The following is an 18,083-nucleotide window of genomic DNA, read 5'->3' as shown; positions in this document are numbered from 1 at the left end:
GGGAGTCCGTGCTAACCAACGAGGCCACCTTCGATTTCCACCACCTCGTGCTCGGCATGCCGCTCACGGGCCTCGCCGCCTTCCGGGCGCCTGGGGGCCCGTGCCATCGGCGCGGGGTTCCGGCGCCGATGCCACGGGTCAGTTCTGGTTGAAGAAGCCGTCGCCGCCGCGCTTGCTGTCGGCGTTGACGACCAGGTAGTCGGGCGGGGTCAGCAGGAACACCCGGTTGGCCACGCGGTCGATCGAACCGCGCAGGCCGAAGGTGAGGCCGGCCGCGAAGTCGACGACGCGCTTGGCGTCGGCGGGGTCCATCGCCGTCAGGTTGACGATGACCGGGACGCCGTCCCGGAACAGCTCGCCGATGCCGCGGGCGTCCCGGAAGCCGTCCGGGGTGACCGTGGCGATCCGGCGGCCCTGTTCCTCCGCCGAATCGGAGGCCACGCGCACGCGGGGGTCGGTGACCCAGGAGTCGGGGGAGGACGTCTCGGCGCCGTCGCCGTAATCGGCGTAGTCCTCGTCGTAGTACTCCTCGGCGCTGTTGTCGTCGACGAGTCCCAGCCAGGCGCTCGCCCGTCGTACCGATCCCATGGACGCCTCCTCTCGCACGCGGTCAGTTTGCCGTCCGCACCCCTATGGTCGTCCATGATGCGGATGATGCGCCAAGCCGATACCCACCGTGGGGTGGATTCGTGACAGACCTGGTGCATAAATCGCACTAGTGGCCCCCAGGTACCCCGTGGAATACGGCTCCTGACGGATCATCGGAAAGGGTCTCGCTCGGTAGAGTGATGCCTCACCGCCGGACAGCCGAACGGGCGGCGTACAGAACGACCAGCCGATGACGTGTTCCATTGCTGCGAATGACGTACGGGGGATTGTGATGTTCGGAATCGTCAGACCATGCCGGCACCGTCTGCCGGAGAAGCTGGCCATAGCGTGGACGGCCCATCTGTGCGGCCTCTGCCTCGCCCTGAGGGACGGCCACGGGCAACTGGCCAGGGTCGCCACGAATTACGACGGGCTCATCGTCTCGGTGCTCGTCGAGGCCCAGGCCGGGCGGACGGAGGACGGACGCCGTACCGCCGGGCCGTGCCCGCTGCGCGCGATGCGGACCGCGCCGGTCGCCAGGGGGGAGGGCGCGCGGCTGGCAGCGGCGGTCTCGCTGGTGCTGGCCTCGGCGAAGATGCGCGACCACATGGCGGACGGCGACGGTCTGCTGGCGCGCCGTCCCGTCGCCGCGGCGGCGCGCACGGTCGCCCGGCGCTGGGACCGGGCGGGGGCCGCGATTGGTTCGGGGCTCGGCTTCGACACCGCGGTGCTGGTGGACGCCGTGGGCCGGCAGACCGCCGTCGAGGCGGCCGCCGGGCCCGGCACCTCCCTGCTGACCGTCACCGAGCCCACCGAGACCGCCACCGCCGCCGCGTTCGGGCACACGGCGGTGCTGGCCGGACGCCCCGGCAACCGCACCCCGCTGGAGGAGGCGGGCCGGCTCTTCGGCCGCCTCGCCCACCTGCTGGACGCGGTGGAGGACCTGGACGCCGACGCGGCGGCGGGCGCGTGGAACCCGCTGACCGCCACCGGGACGAGCGTGGACGAGGCGCGACGGCTGTGCGACGACGCCGTGCGGGGGGTCCGGCTGGCGCTGCGTGACGTGGAGTTCACCGACGGCGCGCTCGCCCACGTCCTGCTCGCCCACGAATTGCGCCGTTCCGTGGACCGCGCGTTCGGCGCCTCGTGCGCCCACCACCCGGGCCCGGTCGGGCCCGGCGGGCCGGTGCAGTCGCCCTGGCTGACCCCCGGCCCGCCGCACCAGCCGGGCCCCCGCCGCGGGCTGCTCACGGGCTGCGCGGTGTTCGCGGGGCTCTGCTGCACCTGCCAGATCTGCTGCCGGGACCACTACGACGACCCCTGGAGCGGCAAGCGGCGCGAAGGCTGGTGCTCCAACTGCGACTGCTCCGGCTGCGACTGCGGCTGCGGGGACGGCTGCTGCTGCGACTGCGACTGCTGCGGCTGCGACTGCTGACGGGGTGGGGGCGGGTCGCGGCGCAGCCGCCCGTTCGCGCCAAACCGGGGGTGGGGCGCGGGGGTGGCCGACGGGGGGCGGGGGCGGTGGGCCCACCAGGTGATACACCGTCACAGCGGTTGACCCGGGGGAGCCGCCGGGGCGTTTCGGGTGCGTGACGCGGCCGAAACCCGCCCTTGTGCGCTTGTGCATGACTCTGAATACTCCCGTGTGCGCAGCACTTGTCAGGGGCACGCCACCCCCACAGTACGGCGGCGCCCTCGCTGCGCCTCACCGGCCCGCGCTACGCGGGTCAACTTCCGTTCCCCCACAGGAGGAAAAAGCGTGAGGATCAAGCGCACCACCCACACCCCCGTCCCGAGACGCGCACGGCTGATCGCCGTGGCGTCCGGTCTGCTGGCGGCCACCGCGCTCACCCTGCCCGCCGCCCAGGCCACTCCCGCGCCCAAGGCCTCCCCCGAGGCCGCGGCCGCGCTCACCACGTCCCTCGGCACCGCCTCCACCGCCGGTTCGTACTACGACGCCAAGGCCAAGACCATGGTCGTCAACGTCACGAACGGCAAGGCGGCCCAGGCCGTCAGCGCGGCCGGCGCGGTCCCGAAGTTCGTGGCGCACAGCAGCGCCCAGTTGGAGAAGGCCGGGAAGGCCACCCTCGCCGCGGACATCGCGGGCACCTCGTGGGTCGTCGACCCGAAGTCCAACCGCCTGGAGGTCACCGCCGACAGCACGGTCACCGGCGCCGAGCTCGCCACGCTGCAGAAGGCCACCGCCTCCTACGGCGACGCGGTCACCTTCCGCCGCACGGCCGGCACCTTCAAGCGGCTGATCGCCGGCGGCGACGCCATCTACGGCGGCGGCTACCGCTGCTCGCTCGGCTTCAACGTGCGCAGCGGCAGCACCAACTACTTCCTGACCGCCGGGCACTGCGGTGAGGTCGCGTCCACCTGGTACTCCAACTCCAGCCAGTCCACCGTGCTGGGCTCGAACGTCAGCTACAGCTTCCCGACCAACGACTACGCGCTGGTCCGGTACAGCAACACCTCCGTGACCAAGAGCGGCACGGCCGGCAACACCGACATCACCAGCGCCGGCAACGCCTTCGTGGGCCAGGCCGTCCTGCGTGACGGCTCCACCACCGGCATCCACAGCGGCTCGGTCACCGGCCTCAACGCCACCGTCAACTACGGCGGCGGCGACGTGGTCTACCAGATGATCCGCACCAACGTGTGCGCCGAGGGCGGCGACTCCGGTGGCGCGCTGTACACCTCCGGCGGCATCGCGCTGGGTCTGACCTCCGGTGGCAGCGGCAACTGCAGCGTCGGCGGGACGACCTTCTTCCAGCCGGTGACGGAGGCGCTCAGCGTCTACGGCGTCAGCGTCTTCTGACCCTCCGGGAGGTCCACGCTTCCCTTCCGCCACGGACGTGCCCGGCGGCCCCACGGCCGCCGGGCACGTCCCGTACGGCCCTCTTGTCCGCCGGGGCTGATCGTCGCAATACTCCGCGAGGCACCGCATAACCTCGTAGGGGGAACATATGAGGAACAAGCGCACCACTCCGCGCGGCGGCCTCGCCCGAGGCGCAGCGCTGCGCGGAGCGGCGCTCCTCGGTCTGGTGGCCGCGACCGCGGTCGCCGTACCGGACGCACGGGCCGCCACGGGCAGCGGGACCGCGGCCGCGCACCTGGCGGCGGCGGGCCTGGCGGCCGCGTCGGCGGACGTCGAGGGCAGTGCCTGGGCGGTCGACCCGAAGAGCGGCGCGCTGGTCATCGCCACCGACGAGACCGTCCCGCGCAGCGGGCTCACTGCGTTGAAGCGGGCCGCCGGACGGTACGGCGGCACGGTCCGTTTCGAGCGCGTCGGCGGCTCCTTCGCACGGATGGCCGCCGGTGGCGACGCCGTCCACGGCGGCGGCTTCCGCTGCTCGGTCGGCTTCAACGTCCGCGCCGCCGGCACCTATTACTTCCTGACCGCCGGTCACTGCGGCCGCGCCGCCACGACCTGGTACAGCGATCCCGCCCGGACCAGGACGCTGGGCACCACCACCGGCTTCAGCTTCCCGTACAACGACTACGCACTGGTCCGCTACACCGGCTCCGTCGCGCGGCCCGGCAAGGTCGGACGGCAGGACATCAAGAAGGCCGCGCGGGCCCGCGTCGGGGAGGCGGTGAAGCGGGACGGCTCCACCACGGGCGTCCGCAGCGGCACGGTCAACGGGCTCGGCTACACCGTCAACTACGGCGACGGAGACATCGTCCGCGGCCTGATCCGCACCGACCTCTGCGCCGAACCCGGCGACTCCGGCGGCCCGTTGTACGACGGGACCAAGGCCCTCGGGCTGCTGTCCGGGGGCAGCGGCGACTGCACCGAGGGGGGCACCACCTTCTTCCAGCCGCTGCCCGCGGTCCTCGCGGCGTACGGGGTCGGCGTGTACTGAGCCGTCCCCGGCCGCCGCCCGGTACGCGCGCCGCGGTCACCCCGCGAAGCGCACCTCCCGGGCGGCGGCCTCCGGCACCGCGAACGCCAGCAGCCGTGCGCCCTCGGCCGCGACCGCCTCCCGCGCCCCGGCGTCCAGCGGCGCGTAGGGCTGGACGTGGAGCACGGCCGCGCCGCGGGTGGCCTGGATCCGCCACAGCCCGTGGACGAAGCCGTCGTGGAGGAAGAAGCCGCGGTTGCTGCCGCTGCCGGGCAGCGGCAGCTCGGCGTAGGGGTTGCGCAGCATGATCCGCGTCCGGTCGGCGTGCGACAGGGCGATGTTGTCGTACTGCGGCAGGAACCGGGGCGGCGCGTTCGTCCCGGGGTCGGGGAAGGGCGCGTCCGGCACGTCGTACAACGCGGTGCCCTTCTCGTCGCGGTAGACCCGCAGCCCCGGGCGGAGCCGGTCCATGACCGCGCGGAGCCCGGTCAGCCCCGACCAGACGGCGACGTCCCCGGCCGACGCGGGGCCGAAGGCGGCGAGGTAGCGCAGGACGGCCGCGTCCGGCACGGAGCCGGCCGCGAAGTCGAAGTCCCGGCCGAGCCACCGGTCGGCCGGGGTCTGCAGGGCCGCGCCCGAGGTGCGCCACAGGCCGCGCGGCGGCGGCTGCACGGTCGGCACCCGGGCGGTGACGACCAGGCTGAGCGGCAGCCGCTCGCGGTCCGGCCAGCGTTCCCGAAGGGCGTCCCCGAGCCGGCTCGGGGACAGCGGGCCGTCCTCGAGGAGCGCCCGGCCGGCCCCGGCCACCTCCGCCAGGTCCAGCCCCGCCAGCTGCCGCCGGAACTGCCCGAGCAGGCGCCGCTCGAGCACGTCCTGCACCACCGGCCGCAGCGCCATGCAGTCCCGTGCCGTCACCAGGTGCACCGTCCACCGCAGCAGTGACATCCGCACCGCCCGTCGGTCCGCCAGCATCCCGGACAGCTCCTCCGGCGCGAAGTCCTCGATCCGGGACCACAGGGCGACGTACGGGTCCTGCGGCTCCTGCGCCTGCAGTCCCACCAGGGCCTCGACCATCTCCTGCGCGCCGGTGCGGAGGCGGCCCAGCAGCGACTGCCGGGCCAGGAGGGAGCGGTTGAGCGTCCGGCGGTCCAGGACGGTGCCTTCGGGGATCGTCTCCATGGGCGTCACGGTAGGGCGGAATGCGGTCAGGAACCGTCCGCGACGGCTGCCAGACTGGTGCCGTGCTGGAAACCTCCGCCCGACTGCTGCGCCTGCTGTCCCTGCTCCAGTCCCGGCGCGACTGGACCGGGCCCGAACTCGCCGAACGCCTCGAGGTCACCGCCCGGACGGTGCGCCGCGACGTGGAGCGCCTGCGCGCCCTCGGCTACCCCGTGCACGCCACCCCCGGCACCGCCGGGGGCTACCGGCTGGGCGCGGGCGCCGCGCTGCCCCCGCTGCTGCTCGACGACGAGGAGGCGATCGCGGTCGCGCTCTGCCTGCGCACCGGCGCCGGCGGCAGCGTCGAGGGCATCGAGGAGACCTCGCTGCGCGCCCTGGCCAAACTGGAACAGGTGCTGCCCTCCCGGCTGCGCCGCCGGGCGCAGGCCATGGAGGCCGTCGCGGTCGCCCGGCCCGCGACCGTGCCGGGCGCCGTCGCCCAGGACGTGCTGACCGCGATCGGCGCCGCGTGCCGCGACCACGAACGGCTGCGCTTCGACTACCGGGCGCACGGCGGCACCGCCAGCCGCCGCACGGTGGAGCCGCACGGCCTGGTCCACCACGGCCGCCGCTGGTACCTGCTCGCCTGGGACACCGACCGGCAGGACTGGCGCACCTTCCGCGTGGACCGGATGGACCCCAAGTCCCCGACCGGCCCCCGCTTCACGCCCCGGCGGCCTCCGGCGGACGCCGCGTCGTACGTCGCCCGCGGCGTCACCTCGCGGGCCTACCGCCACCAGGCCGTCGTGGTCGTGCACGCCCCCGCCGAGGCCGTGGCCGAGTACGCCGGCTGGTACGCGACCGTGGAGTCCACCGGGCCGGACAGCTGCGTGCTGCGCACCGGTTCCGAGTCCCTCGACGCGCTCGCCGTGTACATCGGCATGCTCGGCGTCGACTTCGAGGTGCGCGAGCCCCCTGAGCTGGCCGAACGGCTGCGGGTCGTCGCGGACCGCCTCGCCCGGGCGGCGGGTGCGCCGCGGTAGGCCGGCACCGGGCCCGTAACCGGGCATCCCGGCCCGTATCCGGCGGGTTACCCGCGAGGTACCGTGGAGGTACTGCGATTCCGGACCCCAGGGGGCCGTGATGGTCGTCGAGTTGATTGCCGCCGTGCTCTCGGCAGGAGCGCTGTACTTCGTGGCCGGGGCCCGTGTGGTGCAGCAGTTCGAGCGGGGCGTGGTGTTCCGGCTCGGCCGGGTCAGGGGCGGGGTGCGGAACCCCGGATTCACCATGATCGTTCCGATCGTCGACCGGATGCGGAAGGTGAACCTGCAGATCGTGACGATGCCGGTGCCCGCCCAGGAGGGCATCACCCGCGACAACGTCACGGTCAAGGTGGACGCGGTGGTCTACTTCAAGGTCGTCCACGCGGCCGACGCGATCATCAACGTCGAGGACTACCGCTTCGCCGTCTCGCAGATGGCGCAGACCTCGCTGCGCTCGATCATCGGCAAGAGCGACCTGGACGACCTGCTCTCCAACCGCGAGAAGCTCAACCAGGGGCTGGAGCTGATGATCGACAGCCCGGCCATCGGCTGGGGCGTGCAGATCGACCGCGTCGAGATCAAGGACGTCTCGCTGCCGGAGACGATGAAGCGCTCGATGGCCCGCCAGGCCGAGTCCGAGCGGGAGCGCCGGGCGCGGATCATCAACGCGGACGCGGAGTTCCAGGCCTCCAAGAAGCTCGCCGACGCCGCGGCGGTCATGAGCGACACCCCCGCCGCGCTCCAGCTCCGCCTGCTGCAGACGGTCGTCGCCGTCGCCGCGGAGAAGAACTCCACCCTGGTCCTGCCCTTCCCGGTGGAACTGCTGCGCTTCCTCGAGCGCGCCCAGCCGGCGCCCTACCCGGCCGTCGGACAGCAGCCGGCCCCCGGGCCCCCGGTGGTGGCCGCGCCTCCCCCCGGGCCCGCACCGCGGGCCGCCGCGGCCGATGCGCCGGCTGCCGGTGCGCCGCTGGTGGAACCCGCCGAGGAGCTCCCCGCCGACCTGCGCGAGGCCCTCTCGGCGGACCCGCTGCTGGACACCGTCCGGCCGCAGCGGCCCTCCGACGTCAGCTGAGCCCGCCCTCCGCCCGCGGCACGTCCGGCCGCCACACGTACGGAACGGTCACCGCCACCGGCAGCAGCCCCAGCCGGGCCAGGATCGGGGCGCTGTCCGGGGACGCGTCGACCTGCACGAAGCGGTGACCCGCCGCGACCGCCAGCCGGGCCCGGTGCGCCACCGTCGCCCGGTAGGCGCCCCGCCCCCGCCACTGCGGCAGGGTGGAGCCGCCCCATAGCGACACGAAGTCGGTGCCCTCGTGGAAGCGGGCCCAGCCGGCGCAGACCACCGTGCCGTCGGCGGTCTCGGCGACGACCACCGCGCAGGGGTCGCCGGGCCCCGACACCTCGCTCTCCAGCATCCCCGGCAGCCAGTCGTGGGGCACGCCCCAGACCGTCTCCTCCATCTCCCGGATGCGCTCGAAGTCCGCCCGTGAGCCGACCTCCCGCAGTACGAGGCCCTCCGGCAGCACCGGGGCTGCCGTCAGCGCCTGCGCCTCGCCGACCAGCACCGTCTCCGGTTCCTCCGGCACGAAGCCGGCCGCGACCAGCCGGTCCGGCAGTCCCGCGGGCAGGTCGTGCGCGTGGTACTTCCACTCCACCGGCATGCCCAGCGCGGCGTAGTGGTCCCGCTGCCGGGCGATCAGGGCGTCCAGCCCGGGCCCGTCCAGCCCGCCGAGGTCGCGGTAGTCGAGGAACCCCGCCTCCCCGTGCCGGTAGGTCTTGCGCAGCAGCGGGCCGTCGCGTTCCACCGACTCGTACCGCGAGAGGTCGGCGGGCACACGGGCGCGCAACTGCCGGTCGTAGGCGGCGCGGTACTCCAGCGCCACGAGGGAGGGGTCGAAAGTGCTCATCGTGCGGATTCCACCACAACCGCGACCCCGGGGGCGAGCGGATCGGCCGTGGTGAACGCGACGGGGCGGGGCTGCGTATGTCAGACGGAACGACGCTTCCCCCTTGCGCCCGACGATCCGGCCTGTATCCCCCCACAGGAGGTCACGAGTTGAAGCACAAACAGATAGCCAAGCGGAAGATCGTGTTCGTCACGGCCGGTGCCGCCGCCATCGCGGCAGCGGCCGTACTGCTGCCCAACGCCAACGCGTCGCAGTCCGCCGCGCAGGGCCCGCAGGCCCCCTCGCCGAAACGGCTCACCGCCGCGGCCGCCGCGGAACTCGCCGCGCGGCTCGGCTCGCAGTTCGGTCCGTCCATCGCGGGGGCGTACTACGACGCGGCGAGCAGGCAGCTCGTGGTGAACGTGGTCGCCGGGGACGGCGGCGACGTGGCCGCGCAGGCCGGGAAGGCCGGCGCCGCGACCCGGACGGTCGAGAACAGCGCCGCCGAACTGAGCTCCGCCGCACAGACCTTGAAGCAGCGCGCCACGATCCCCGGCACCGCCTGGGCCGTCGACCCCCGGACCAACCGGATCCTGGTCACCGCGGACCGCACCGTCACCGGCGGCAAGTGGGACACCCTGGAGTCCACCGTGCGGTCCCTGGGCGGCGGCATGGCCCGGATCCACAAGTCCGCGGGCGAGTTCAAGCCCCTGGTGGCCGGCGGGGACGCCATCTTCGCCGACGGGGCGCGCTGTTCGCTGGGCTTCAACGTCGTCAAGGACGGCGCCCCGGCCTTCCTCACCGCGGGCCACTGCGGGGTCGCGTTCGCGAACTGGTCGGACAGCCAGGGCGGGGCGCCCATCGCGACCGTGCGGCAGGCGACCTTCCCGGGTGCCGGCGACTTCGCCCTCGTGACGTACGACGACCCGAACACCGAGGCGCCCGGCCAGGTGAACCTCGGCGACGGCCGTGCCCTGGTGATCAACGGGGCCGCGGAGGCGGCCGTGGGCCAGGAGGTGTTCCGGATGGGCAGCACCACCGGGCTGCACGGGGGCACGGTCCTCGGGCTCGACGCGACGGTGAACTACCCGGAGGGCACCGTCACCGGGCTGATCCAGACCGACGTCTGCGCCGAGCCGGGCGACAGCGGGGGCGCGCTGTTCGGCCGCGACGGCAGCGCGATCGGCCTCACCTCCGGCGGCAGCGGGGACTGCCAGGCGGGCGGGGAGACCTTCTTCCAGCCGGTGACCACGGCGCTGGCCGCGGTCGGGGCGGAACTCGGCTGACGTCCACGTGGTGCGGGCGGGGGGGCGGGGGCGCAGGGGTGACGGGGGGGCGGGGGGGGGGGGGCTACGGGGGTCCCCGCCCCGGGGGGGGGGGGGGCCCCCCGCCCCCCGGGCCCCGGGCGGCCGGGGGGTCAGCTGAACCTGCGGTGCAGGGGGAAGGCCGTCACCGTCGCGCCGACGTGCACGGCCCGATGCGCCGGGCGGGGCGCCCGGGCCTCCTCGTGCAGGCCGACCAGCAGGGCCGCCAGCCGGTGCCGGAAGTCGTCCCAGACCTCGGCGTCCTCGTCCTGCGGGTCCCGCAGGGGCCGTGCGCCGCACGGCGGCTCCACCAGACCGGCGGCCGCGAGGCGGCGCAGGTGGCTCACCATGCGCAGCCGGCCGGGGTGCGCCACGGGTCTGGAGGTGGTGTCGGTCGCCGTCATGGCGGTCAGTAAATCGTGCCGTCCCCTTGCCTTCGCAACCCCCGAGTAGCCACCGGGGTGACGCGCGCGTGACACGGGTTGACGTACGGGACGTGGGAGCACCCACGTGACACCGGGACGTGACGAATCTCGCACCGATGCGGTGTTTGGGCCGTCGGGGAGGACGCGTACCCTCACACCCCTCCCGAGCCGCAGCCGCCCGCCCCCGAGCTCGCGCACGAGGTGGGCGTGCCGCCGCCGCCGCTGTGCCAGTGGTTGACGCCGTAGAGGCTCTCGGTCGTGTCGTGGTGGGCGAGCAGCCCGGCCTCCCTGGCGAAGTGCGGGACGGCCAGCCGCAGCGCCGGCCCGCCGTGCAGGGCGACCGCCAGGAGGACCGACTCGGGCGAGGCCCTGCGGGTGCGCGGGCGCGGGAAACGCTCCTGGGCCCGCCGCAGGACCCGGCGGCCGGCCCGGGTGTGCCGCGGCACCCTCCACAGGGCGACGGCGGCGGCCACCGTGAGGGCGGGGACGGCTGCCCGGAACGGGGAGTTCCAGGCCGTCAGGGTGCCGGACACCAGGTCCGCGGCCGCGGTCGGCACGGCCGCGCACAGCAGTACACGGGCCGTACGGCGACGCCGGCCGCCCCGGACGAGCCCCGCGCCGGCCAGTCGCCCGCACAGTACGTCCAGCTCGCGCCGCACCGGCTGTGACCCGGCGAGGGTGTTCACCCCCGCCGGCCGGTACAGGGCTTTGTAGACGGCCAGTTGCAGCGGCTGGGTGAGCCCCTGCAGCGGCCCGGAGATGCGCGCGGTGCGGTGCGCGCCGGCGTCCACCGTGCCGCGCAGATGCAACGCGACCAATGCGACGACCACCGTGCCGTGGTGGCCGTCGCGCAGGTAGGCCGCCTCGTGGGGGTCCGTCAGCTCGTACGCCGCGGCGCGCGGTGCGCGCAGCAACACCCCCGCCGTGACGAGCAGCGCCACCTCGGCCACCGGATATGTCCATGTGAGCCATGACATGTCGCACCACCCCCTGTGGTCGGTGTGCCCGCGGGCGCGGCGATGACGCGCTGTTTGAGGAAGGCCAGAGCTTTTCGGCGTAGCGTGGCCGCCGTGACGGATCTGGTGGCACGGACTTGTGACCGCATCGACCGGCTCGACGCCCGGATCAAGGCGTTCGTACGGGAACCGGACCGGCGGGGCCGGCTGGCGGCGGAGGCGGCCGCGGCACCGCCGGGCGTGCTGTCCGGGGTGATGGTGGGCGTCAAGGACATCGTCCGGATCGACGGGATGGACACCAGGGCCGGGTCCGCGGTGCCGCCGGAGGTGCTGGCCGGGCCGCAGGCACCGCTGGTGGACCGGCTGCGGGCGGCAGGGGCGCTGGTCGCGGGGAAGACGGTGACGGCCGAGTTCGCGGTGACCGCGCCGGGGCCGACCCGCAATCCGCACAACACCGCCCACACACCCGGTGGTTCGAGCAGCGGCTCGGCGGCCGCGGTGGCGGCGGGCATGGTGCCGCTGGCGGTCGGGACGCAGACCGTCGGCTCGGTGGTCCGGCCCGCGGCCTACTGCGGGGTGGTGGGCTTCAAGCCGACCTTCGGGCGCGCCCCGGTGGACGGGGTGATCGCCAACGCCCCGAGCTTCGACACGGTCGGGGTGCTCGCCGCGGACGTCGCGATGGCGACGCGCGGCGCGTCCGTCCTGTGCGACGACTGGCGGGAGCCGGCGGCCGGCGACGGCCGGCCGGTGCTCGGCGTCCCCGTCGGCCCGTACCTGGACCGCGCGGGGACGGAGGCGCGGGAGGCCTTCGCGGCGCGGGCCAAGCGGCTGGAGGCGGCGGGCTGGACCGTGCGCGAGGTGCCGCTGATGCCGGGCCCGGGTGAGTTCGAGGCGGTCGTGCGGCAGTTGTACGTCATGAACCGCTACGAGGTGGCCCGTACGCACGCCGACTGGTTCCCCCGGCACGGCCACCTGTACCGCGAGCAGACGGTCGCCGCCATCCGCGAGGGCCACACCGTCGGCCGCGACGACTACGAGCGGGCCGTGGGCGAGCGCCGGGTCTTCCGCGAGCGGCTGCTGGCGGCCATGGGGGAGGTCGATGTCTGGCTGGCGCCGTCCGCCACCGGCCCCGCCCCGTTCGGCCTGGGCAGCACCGGCGACTCGGTGATGTGCCTGCCGTGGAGCAACGCGGGCTTCCCCGCGGTGAGTCTGCCCGCCGGGTACGCCGCGAACGGCCTGCCGCTCGGTCTGCAGGCCGTCGGGCGCCCCGGCGAGGACGAGGAACTGCTGCGGTGGGCGGCGGAGTTCGCCCCGGTCGTCATGCCTCGGTGAAGACCAGGTCCTCGACCGGGACGGTCATCCGCACGGTGTGGTCGCCGGTCACCTCGACGACGTGGTGCAGTCCCCGCACCTGCGCGCGCGGGGTGTCCGAGGACAGGATCCGGTAGGTGTCGGCCGCCCCGGCCAGGTAGGCGCGGAAGGCGGCGAGGGAGGGCTCGCCGAGCGCGAGGTAGTCGAAGAGCCGCCGGAAGAGCTTGGGGACGAGCACCACGTCGTCGGTGAGCGAGGAGAGCCCGGTGACCTTCGCGCCGCTGGTGCTCACGTCGCCGGGCCACAGCCCCCTGCCCGCCTCGCGGGCCTGCCGGGCGACGTCGGTCAGCTCCCGGCGCAGGTCCTCGTAGAGGTTGCTGTAGAAGGTCGGGTAGGCCAGGCCCTCGGCGACCAGGTGGTGGTTGACGGTGGCGCGCAGCAGCGGCACGCCGACCGTGACCTCCTGGCCGCTCTTCGTGCCCTCCGGCGGCGCGCCCCGGCCGGCCAGGGCGACGCAACGGCCGTGCACGTCGACCCCGCCGGTCAGGATCCAGCCGGGGACGCTCTCGGGGTCGGCGGCGACGACCCGCTCGCCGCCGGGCTCGCGCTCCACCGCGGTGAAGCCGAGCCACCGCAGCAGCTCGTCCCGGGCCGCGTGGGCGAAGGGCAGCGGCTGGTGGGCCGGGGCGGAGGTGGGCCCGTAGTGGGTCTCCAGCGCGTCGACGGCGTCCAGGCGCAGCTTGCCCCGGCAGGAGTTGGTGAGGTCGAGCCCGAGCCCGCCCCTGACGCGGTTCCAGTCGGGGTGACGGGTGGGGGTGAAGCCCACGGTGTCCCCGTCCGGTTCGGTGTTCTTCTGGAAAGAGCCCTTGACCAGCAGCATCGGCATGGCGACTCCCCATCGGGGTGTGAGCGTCGGTGACGTCGTGTGCATGAAACCACGCGGAGGGTGGCGGAGGACAGGGATCCGGCGTGTCTTCGTACACGTGTTCGACAAGTGGTCTATGGTGGGTGGCGGAGGGTCCGGAAGGGGGGAGACGTGAGCGGTCGGAGGTGCGTATGCCGGGATTCACGCACCTGCACACCGTCTCCGGCTTCTCGCTGCGGTACGGGGCCTCGCACCCCGAGCGGCTCGCCGAGCGTGCCGCCGAACGGGGGATGGACGCGCTGGCGCTGACCGACCGGGACACGGTGGCCGGCGTGGTGCGCTTCGCCAAGGCGTGCGCGCGGGCCGGGGTGCGGCCGCTGTTCGGCGCCTCCCTGGCGGTGCCGGCGGCGTACGCGGGGGAGGGCGCCGCCCTTCAGGCCGGTCCGCCGGCCGCCCGTCGGCGCACCCCGGTGCGCGGCGGGGCCTTCGTGCCGGAGGCGACCGACCGGGCGGTCTTCCTCGCCCGGGACCGCCGAGGCTGGGGCGCGCTGTGCCGGCTGGTCAGCGCCGCCCACACCGACGGCGGCATCGGCTGGGAGGACCTGGGACGGGAAGGGCTGTACGTGCTGCTCGGCGCGGACTCCGAGGTCGGCCGCGCCCTGGCGGCCGGACGCCCCGACCGGGCCGCCAGGCTGCTGCGCCCCTGGCGCGAGGTGTACGGGGACGCGCTGCGCCTGGAAGCCGTGCACCACGGCCGCACCGGCACCGGGTCCGGTTCGCTGCGGCTCGCCGCCCGCACCGTCGGCTTCGCCGTCGAGCAGGGCGTCGTCCCGGTGCTGACCAACGCCGTCCGCTACGCCGACCCCGGCCAGGGGGAGGTGGCCGACGTCCTGGACTCGGCGCGCCGGCTGGTGCCGATCGACGTGCGCGACGCGGGGGGCCTGGACAGCGGGGAGCGCTGGCTGAAGGACGCCGGGGACATGGCGCGCACCGCCGAGCGGGTCATGGAGGCGGCCGGGTTCGCCCGCGGCGACGCCCACCGGCTGCTGCGGGCCACCGAGGAGACCGCCGCGGGCTGCGCCGTCGACCCGGAGGAGGACCTGGGGCTCGGGCAGGTGCACTTCCCCGAGCCGGAGGTCGTCGGCGCGGGCGCCCGCACCGCCGACCGCGTGCTGCGCTCGCGCTGCGCGGCCGGGATGGTCCGTGAGGGCCACGACCGGGAGCCGGAGTACTGGGCGCGGCTCGACCACGAGCTGCGGATCATCGAGGGGCTCGGCTTCGCCTCGTACTTCCTCACCGTCGGCCAGGTGGTCGCCGACGTACGGGAGATGGGCATCCGGGTCGCCGCGCGCGGCTCGGGCGCCGGCTCGCTCGTCAACCACCTGCTGGGCATCGCCGCCGCCGACCCCGTCGAGCACGACCTGCTCATGGAACGCTTCCTGTCCGGGCGGCGGGCCTCGCTGCCCGACATCGACATCGACGTGGAGTCGGCCCGCCGGCTGGAGGTCTACCGGCGGATCCTGGACCGCTTCGGCGGCGAGCGGGTCGCCACCGTCGCCATGCCCGAGACCTACCGCGTCCGGCACGCCGTGCGCGACGTGGGCACCGCCCTCGGGATGGACCCGGAGCGGACCGACCGGCTGGCCAAGGCCTTCCCGCACATCCGGGCCCGCGACGCGCGGGCCGCGCTCGCCGAGCTGCCCGAGCTGCGGCAGGTGGCGGGGGAGGACCACGGCCGGCTGTGGGAGCTGGTCGAGGCGCTGGACGCGCTGCCGCGCGGGGTCGCCATGCACCCCTGCGGGGTGCTGCTGTCGGACGCCGGGCTGCTGGAGCGCACACCGGTCGTGCCGACCAGCGGCGAGGGCTTCCCCATGTCGCAGTTCGACAAGGACGACGTCGAGGACCTCGGGCTGCTCAAGCTCGACGTGCTCGGGGTGCGCATGCAGTCCGCGATGGCGCACGCCCTGGACGAGGTGGAACGTACCGGCGGCGGCCGGATCGACCTGGACCGCATCCCGCAGGGCGACCCCGCGACGTACGAACTGGTGCGGTCCGCCGAGACGCTGGGCTGCTTCCAGATCGAGTCCCCGGGCCAGCGCGACCTGGTGGGGCGGCTGCAGCCGGCCACCTTCCACGACCTGGTCGTGGACATCTCCCTGTTCCGTCCCGGGCCGGTCGCCGCCGACATGGTGCGGCCCTTCATCGACGCCCGGCACGGCCGCAAGCCCGTCCACTACCCGCACCCCGACCTGGAGCCCGTGCTGCGCGAGACCCACGGGGTCGTCGTCTTCCACGAGCAGCTCATCGACATCATGAGCGTCATGACCGGCTGCGACCGGGGGTTCGCCGACGAGGCGCGGCGCGCGCTGTCGGACGAGGCCCGGCAGGGACGGCTGCGGGCCTGGTTCGCGGACGCGGCCCGGGGGCGCGGCTACTCCCGCGAGGTCATCCGGCGCACCTGGGAGATCGTCTCGGCCTTCGGCGCGTACGGCTTCTGCAAGGCGCACGCCGTCGCCTTCGCCGTGCCGACCTACCAGTCCGCCTGGCTCAAGGCGCACCATCCGGCGGCCTTCTACGCCGGGGTGCTCACCCACGACCCCGGGATGTACCCCAAACGGCTGCTGCTCGCGGACGCGCGGCGGCGCGGGGTGCCGGTGCTGCCGCTGGACGTCAACCGGTCGGGCGCGGCCTACCGAATCGAACTGGTGTCCGGTGAGGGGGGCGGTGAGGTGGACGAGGAGGTGTGGGGGCTGCGGCTCGCGCTCTCCGAGGTGCACGGCATCGGCGAGGCCGAGGTCGCCCGGATCACCGCCGGACAGCCCTACTCCTCCCTCCAGGACCTGTGGGAGCGCGCCCGCCCGGGCCGTGCCGCCGCCGAACGCCTGGTCCAGGTCGGCGCGCTGGACCCCTTCGGGGGCAACCGCCGCGACATGCTGCTCCAGGTCGCCGAAGTACACCGGCAGGGCCGGGCCTCCGCGTACGACGGCCAGCTCACCCTGACCGGAGGGGAGGGCGAGCCCGCGTTCGCGCCGGCCGGCCTGCCCGACATGGACGACGGCGAGCGGCTCGGCGCCGAACTCGGCGTCCTCGGCATGGACGCCTCCCGCCACCTGATGGACGACCACCTCGCCTTCCTGGAGGAGCTGGGCGCGATCCCGGCGAACCGGCTGCGCGAGGTGCGGCACGGCCGGACCGTGCTGGTCGCCGGGGCCAAGGCGGCCACCCAGACCCCGCCCATCCGCTCCGGGCGCCGGGTCATCTTCACCACCCTCGACGACGGCACCGGCCTGGTCGACCTCGCCTTCTTCGACGACAGCCACGAGGCCTGCGCCCACACCGTCTTCCACTCCTGGCTGCTGCTGGTCCGCGGGGTGGTCCAGCGCCGCGGACCGCAGAGCCTGTCCGTCGTCGGCGCCGCCGCCTGGAACCTGGCCGAACTGGTCGAACTGCGCAGGGAGGGCGGCCTGGAGGCGGTCGCGGCACGCCTGGCCGAGACCCCGGGCGAACCCGCCGGCCTCCCCGCGCCCCCGCCCGGGGGCCGCCGGGTCCGCATGTCCACCGGGTACGAGATGCACCCCTGGGCCGATCTGCGGCCCGCGGGCGAAGGCGCTCCGACCGGCCGCAAGCTGTGGCACTCCAGCCCGGGGAGCGCGGGGCGATGACGGACGACCTGCACGTGCTGTACGTGCACTTCCACGCCACCGAGGCGCTGTACGGGCAACTCCTCGGGCTGCTCGGCGGCTTCACCCCCGTCGTCCAGGCGCTCCCGCCCGACGCCGCGCTCGCCGACGTCCGCGGGGCGCTGCGCTACTTCGGGCGCGACGCCGCGGAACTGGCCACGCTGCTGCGGGTGCGGCTGCTCGCGCTCCACGGAGTGGACTGCACGATCGGCGTCGGCCCGAACCCGCTGCTCGCCCGGATGGCGGCGCAGGGCGGACCGGAGGGCGCGGTGCGCGCCGCCCCCACCGACCCCGCGGCCGTGGCGGCCTTCCTCGCCGAGCGCCCGGTGGCGGCGCTGCACGGCGTCGGCCCGGCGACGGCACGGCAGTTGGGCACGTACGGCCTGGACACCGTGGGACGGGTCGCGGCCGCGCCCCTGAGCACCCTGCAGCGGATCCTGGGCGCCGCGGCGGGCCGCAGGACGCACGAGCGGGCCCGCGGCATCGACCCGGCCCCGGTCGTCCCGAACGCCCCCGCCCGCTCGGCCGGCGCCGAGCGCCGCTTCGGCCACGACGAACTGGACCCGGTGCGGCACCGCCGTGCCCTGCTGTCGCTCACCGAGGAACTGGGCTCCTCGCTGCGCGCGTCGGGCCGGGTCGCGCGCTCACTGACCCTCACCGTCCGCTACGCCGACCGCTCCACGACCACCCGCACCCGCGGGCTGCCCGAGCCGACCGGCCACGGCACCGCCCTCGCCGAGGCCGCGTACCGGCTCTACGAGGGGCTGGGGCTGCAGCGTGCCCGGGTGCGCGGCCTCGCGCTGCGCGCGGAGGGGCTGACGGACGCCGGTCTGGCGACGCTGCAGCTCAGCCTGGACCCGGGGGACGAGAAGGCGCGCCGGATCGAGGCGGTCGCGGACCGGGCGCGGGCCCGCTTCGGCCCGCGGGCGCTGATGCCCGCGGCACTGTCGGGTGCGGCCTGACGGTCCATTATCACATCGACGTGAAGCCGGCGTGATGAATTCTTTACCCACCGGTAG

The 18,083-nt window shown here is 74.8% G+C and carries 15 protein-coding genes; 9 read left to right on the top strand and 6 right to left on the bottom strand.

The window, feature by feature from the left end; genetic code table 11:
• Positions 1 to 138: 138 nt before the first annotated feature.
• Positions 139 to 588 carry a cell division protein SepF gene (locus tag ACFV3E_RS19015; RefSeq protein WP_499603801.1) on the bottom strand — a complete coding sequence of 150 codons (450 nt, stop codon included), beginning with the start codon at positions 586 to 588 and terminating at the stop codon, positions 139 to 141.
• Between the two features lie 292 nt (positions 589 to 880).
• Between ACFV3E_RS19015 and ACFV3E_RS19010 the strand changes: the two genes are divergently transcribed.
• The 3 genes from ACFV3E_RS19010 (at position 881) to ACFV3E_RS19000 (ending at position 4,457) form a co-directional block, all read left to right on the top strand.
• Positions 881 to 2,023: a DUF5685 family protein gene (locus tag ACFV3E_RS19010; protein ID WP_500535658.1), complete on the top strand. Its 1,143-nt coding sequence runs from the start codon at positions 881 to 883 to the stop codon at positions 2,021 to 2,023.
• Between the two features lie 324 nt (positions 2,024 to 2,347).
• Positions 2,348 to 3,409 carry a S1 family peptidase gene (locus ACFV3E_RS19005; RefSeq protein WP_500535657.1) on the top strand — a complete coding sequence of 354 codons (1,062 nt, stop codon included), beginning with the start codon at positions 2,348 to 2,350 and terminating at the stop codon, positions 3,407 to 3,409.
• A 148-nt stretch (positions 3,410 to 3,557) separates the two neighbouring features.
• Positions 3,558 to 4,457, top strand: a complete 900-nt coding sequence (locus ACFV3E_RS19000; protein ID WP_500535656.1) for a S1 family peptidase — start codon at positions 3,558 to 3,560, stop codon at positions 4,455 to 4,457.
• A gap of 36 nt (positions 4,458 to 4,493) precedes the next feature.
• Here the strand turns inward: ACFV3E_RS19000 and ACFV3E_RS18995 are convergent, their stop codons facing one another.
• Positions 4,494 to 5,615: a winged helix DNA-binding domain-containing protein gene (locus ACFV3E_RS18995; RefSeq protein WP_500535655.1), complete on the bottom strand. Its 1,122-nt coding sequence runs from the start codon at positions 5,613 to 5,615 to the stop codon at positions 4,494 to 4,496.
• Between the two features lie 62 nt (positions 5,616 to 5,677).
• Here ACFV3E_RS18995 and ACFV3E_RS18990 point away from each other — a divergent pair, with 62 nt between their 5' ends.
• Positions 5,678 to 6,637: a helix-turn-helix transcriptional regulator gene (locus ACFV3E_RS18990; protein WP_500535654.1), complete on the top strand. Its 960-nt coding sequence runs from the start codon at positions 5,678 to 5,680 to the stop codon at positions 6,635 to 6,637.
• A gap of 100 nt (positions 6,638 to 6,737) precedes the next feature.
• A complete protein-coding gene (locus tag ACFV3E_RS18985; protein WP_500370341.1) occupies positions 6,738 to 7,709 on the top strand; it encodes a slipin family protein in 972 nt (323 codons plus the stop codon).
• On the opposite strand, the gene ACFV3E_RS18980 is transcribed toward ACFV3E_RS18985, so the two are convergent.
• Positions 7,702 to 8,544, bottom strand: coding sequence for a GNAT family N-acetyltransferase (locus ACFV3E_RS18980; RefSeq protein ID WP_500535653.1), 843 nt, complete (start codon positions 8,542 to 8,544; stop codon positions 7,702 to 7,704). The two genes, ACFV3E_RS18985 and ACFV3E_RS18980, sit on opposite strands and share 8 nt — an antisense overlap.
• 149 nt (positions 8,545 to 8,693) lie before the next feature.
• Between ACFV3E_RS18980 and ACFV3E_RS18975 the strand changes: the two genes are divergently transcribed.
• Positions 8,694 to 9,809 (top strand): S1 family peptidase, encoded by a 1,116-nt coding sequence (locus tag ACFV3E_RS18975; protein WP_500535652.1) that lies wholly within the window; start codon positions 8,694 to 8,696, stop codon positions 9,807 to 9,809.
• A gap of 131 nt (positions 9,810 to 9,940) precedes the next feature.
• Here ACFV3E_RS18975 and ACFV3E_RS18970 read toward each other — a convergent pair whose 3' ends face one another.
• Together ACFV3E_RS18970 and ACFV3E_RS18965 are read right to left on the bottom strand one after the other, a co-directional pair.
• On the bottom strand, positions 9,941 to 10,231 hold the full coding sequence (locus ACFV3E_RS18970) for a hypothetical protein (RefSeq protein ID WP_500535651.1): 291 nt from the start codon (positions 10,229 to 10,231) through the stop codon (positions 9,941 to 9,943).
• 173 nt (positions 10,232 to 10,404) lie between these two features.
• Positions 10,405 to 11,229, bottom strand: a complete 825-nt coding sequence (locus ACFV3E_RS18965) for a TIGR04222 domain-containing membrane protein (protein WP_500535650.1) — start codon at positions 11,227 to 11,229, stop codon at positions 10,405 to 10,407.
• A gap of 93 nt (positions 11,230 to 11,322) precedes the next feature.
• Between ACFV3E_RS18965 and ACFV3E_RS18960 the strand changes: the two genes are divergently transcribed.
• Positions 11,323 to 12,540 (top strand): amidase, encoded by a 1,218-nt coding sequence (locus tag ACFV3E_RS18960; RefSeq protein ID WP_500535649.1) that lies wholly within the window; start codon positions 11,323 to 11,325, stop codon positions 12,538 to 12,540.
• Here the strand turns inward: ACFV3E_RS18960 and ACFV3E_RS18955 are convergent.
• Positions 12,527 to 13,405 carry a nuclease gene (locus tag ACFV3E_RS18955; protein ID WP_500535648.1) on the bottom strand — a complete coding sequence of 293 codons (879 nt, stop codon included), beginning with the start codon at positions 13,403 to 13,405 and terminating at the stop codon, positions 12,527 to 12,529. The two genes, ACFV3E_RS18960 and ACFV3E_RS18955, sit on opposite strands and share 14 nt — an antisense overlap.
• 170 nt (positions 13,406 to 13,575) lie before the next feature.
• Between ACFV3E_RS18955 and ACFV3E_RS18950 the strand changes: the two genes are divergently transcribed.
• Together ACFV3E_RS18950 and ACFV3E_RS18945 are read left to right on the top strand one after the other, a co-directional pair.
• Positions 13,576 to 17,046 (top strand): DNA polymerase III subunit alpha, encoded by a 3,471-nt coding sequence (locus tag ACFV3E_RS18950; protein WP_500535647.1) that lies wholly within the window; start codon positions 13,576 to 13,578, stop codon positions 17,044 to 17,046.
• Complete coding sequence (locus ACFV3E_RS18945) at positions 17,043 to 18,026, top strand: DNA polymerase Y family protein (RefSeq protein ID WP_500370349.1); 984 nt, start codon at positions 17,043 to 17,045, stop codon at positions 18,024 to 18,026. The genes ACFV3E_RS18950 and ACFV3E_RS18945 overlap by 4 nt, the downstream gene beginning before the upstream one ends.
• Positions 18,027 to 18,083 lie beyond the last annotated feature (57 nt).

This window comes from Streptomyces sp. NPDC059718 (assembly GCF_042733315.1).
Lineage (GTDB): Bacteria > Actinomycetota > Actinomycetes > Streptomycetales > Streptomycetaceae > Actinacidiphila.
Note: the sequence above shows the minus strand (reverse complement) of the source record. Positions and strands in the feature narration are given on the sequence as shown.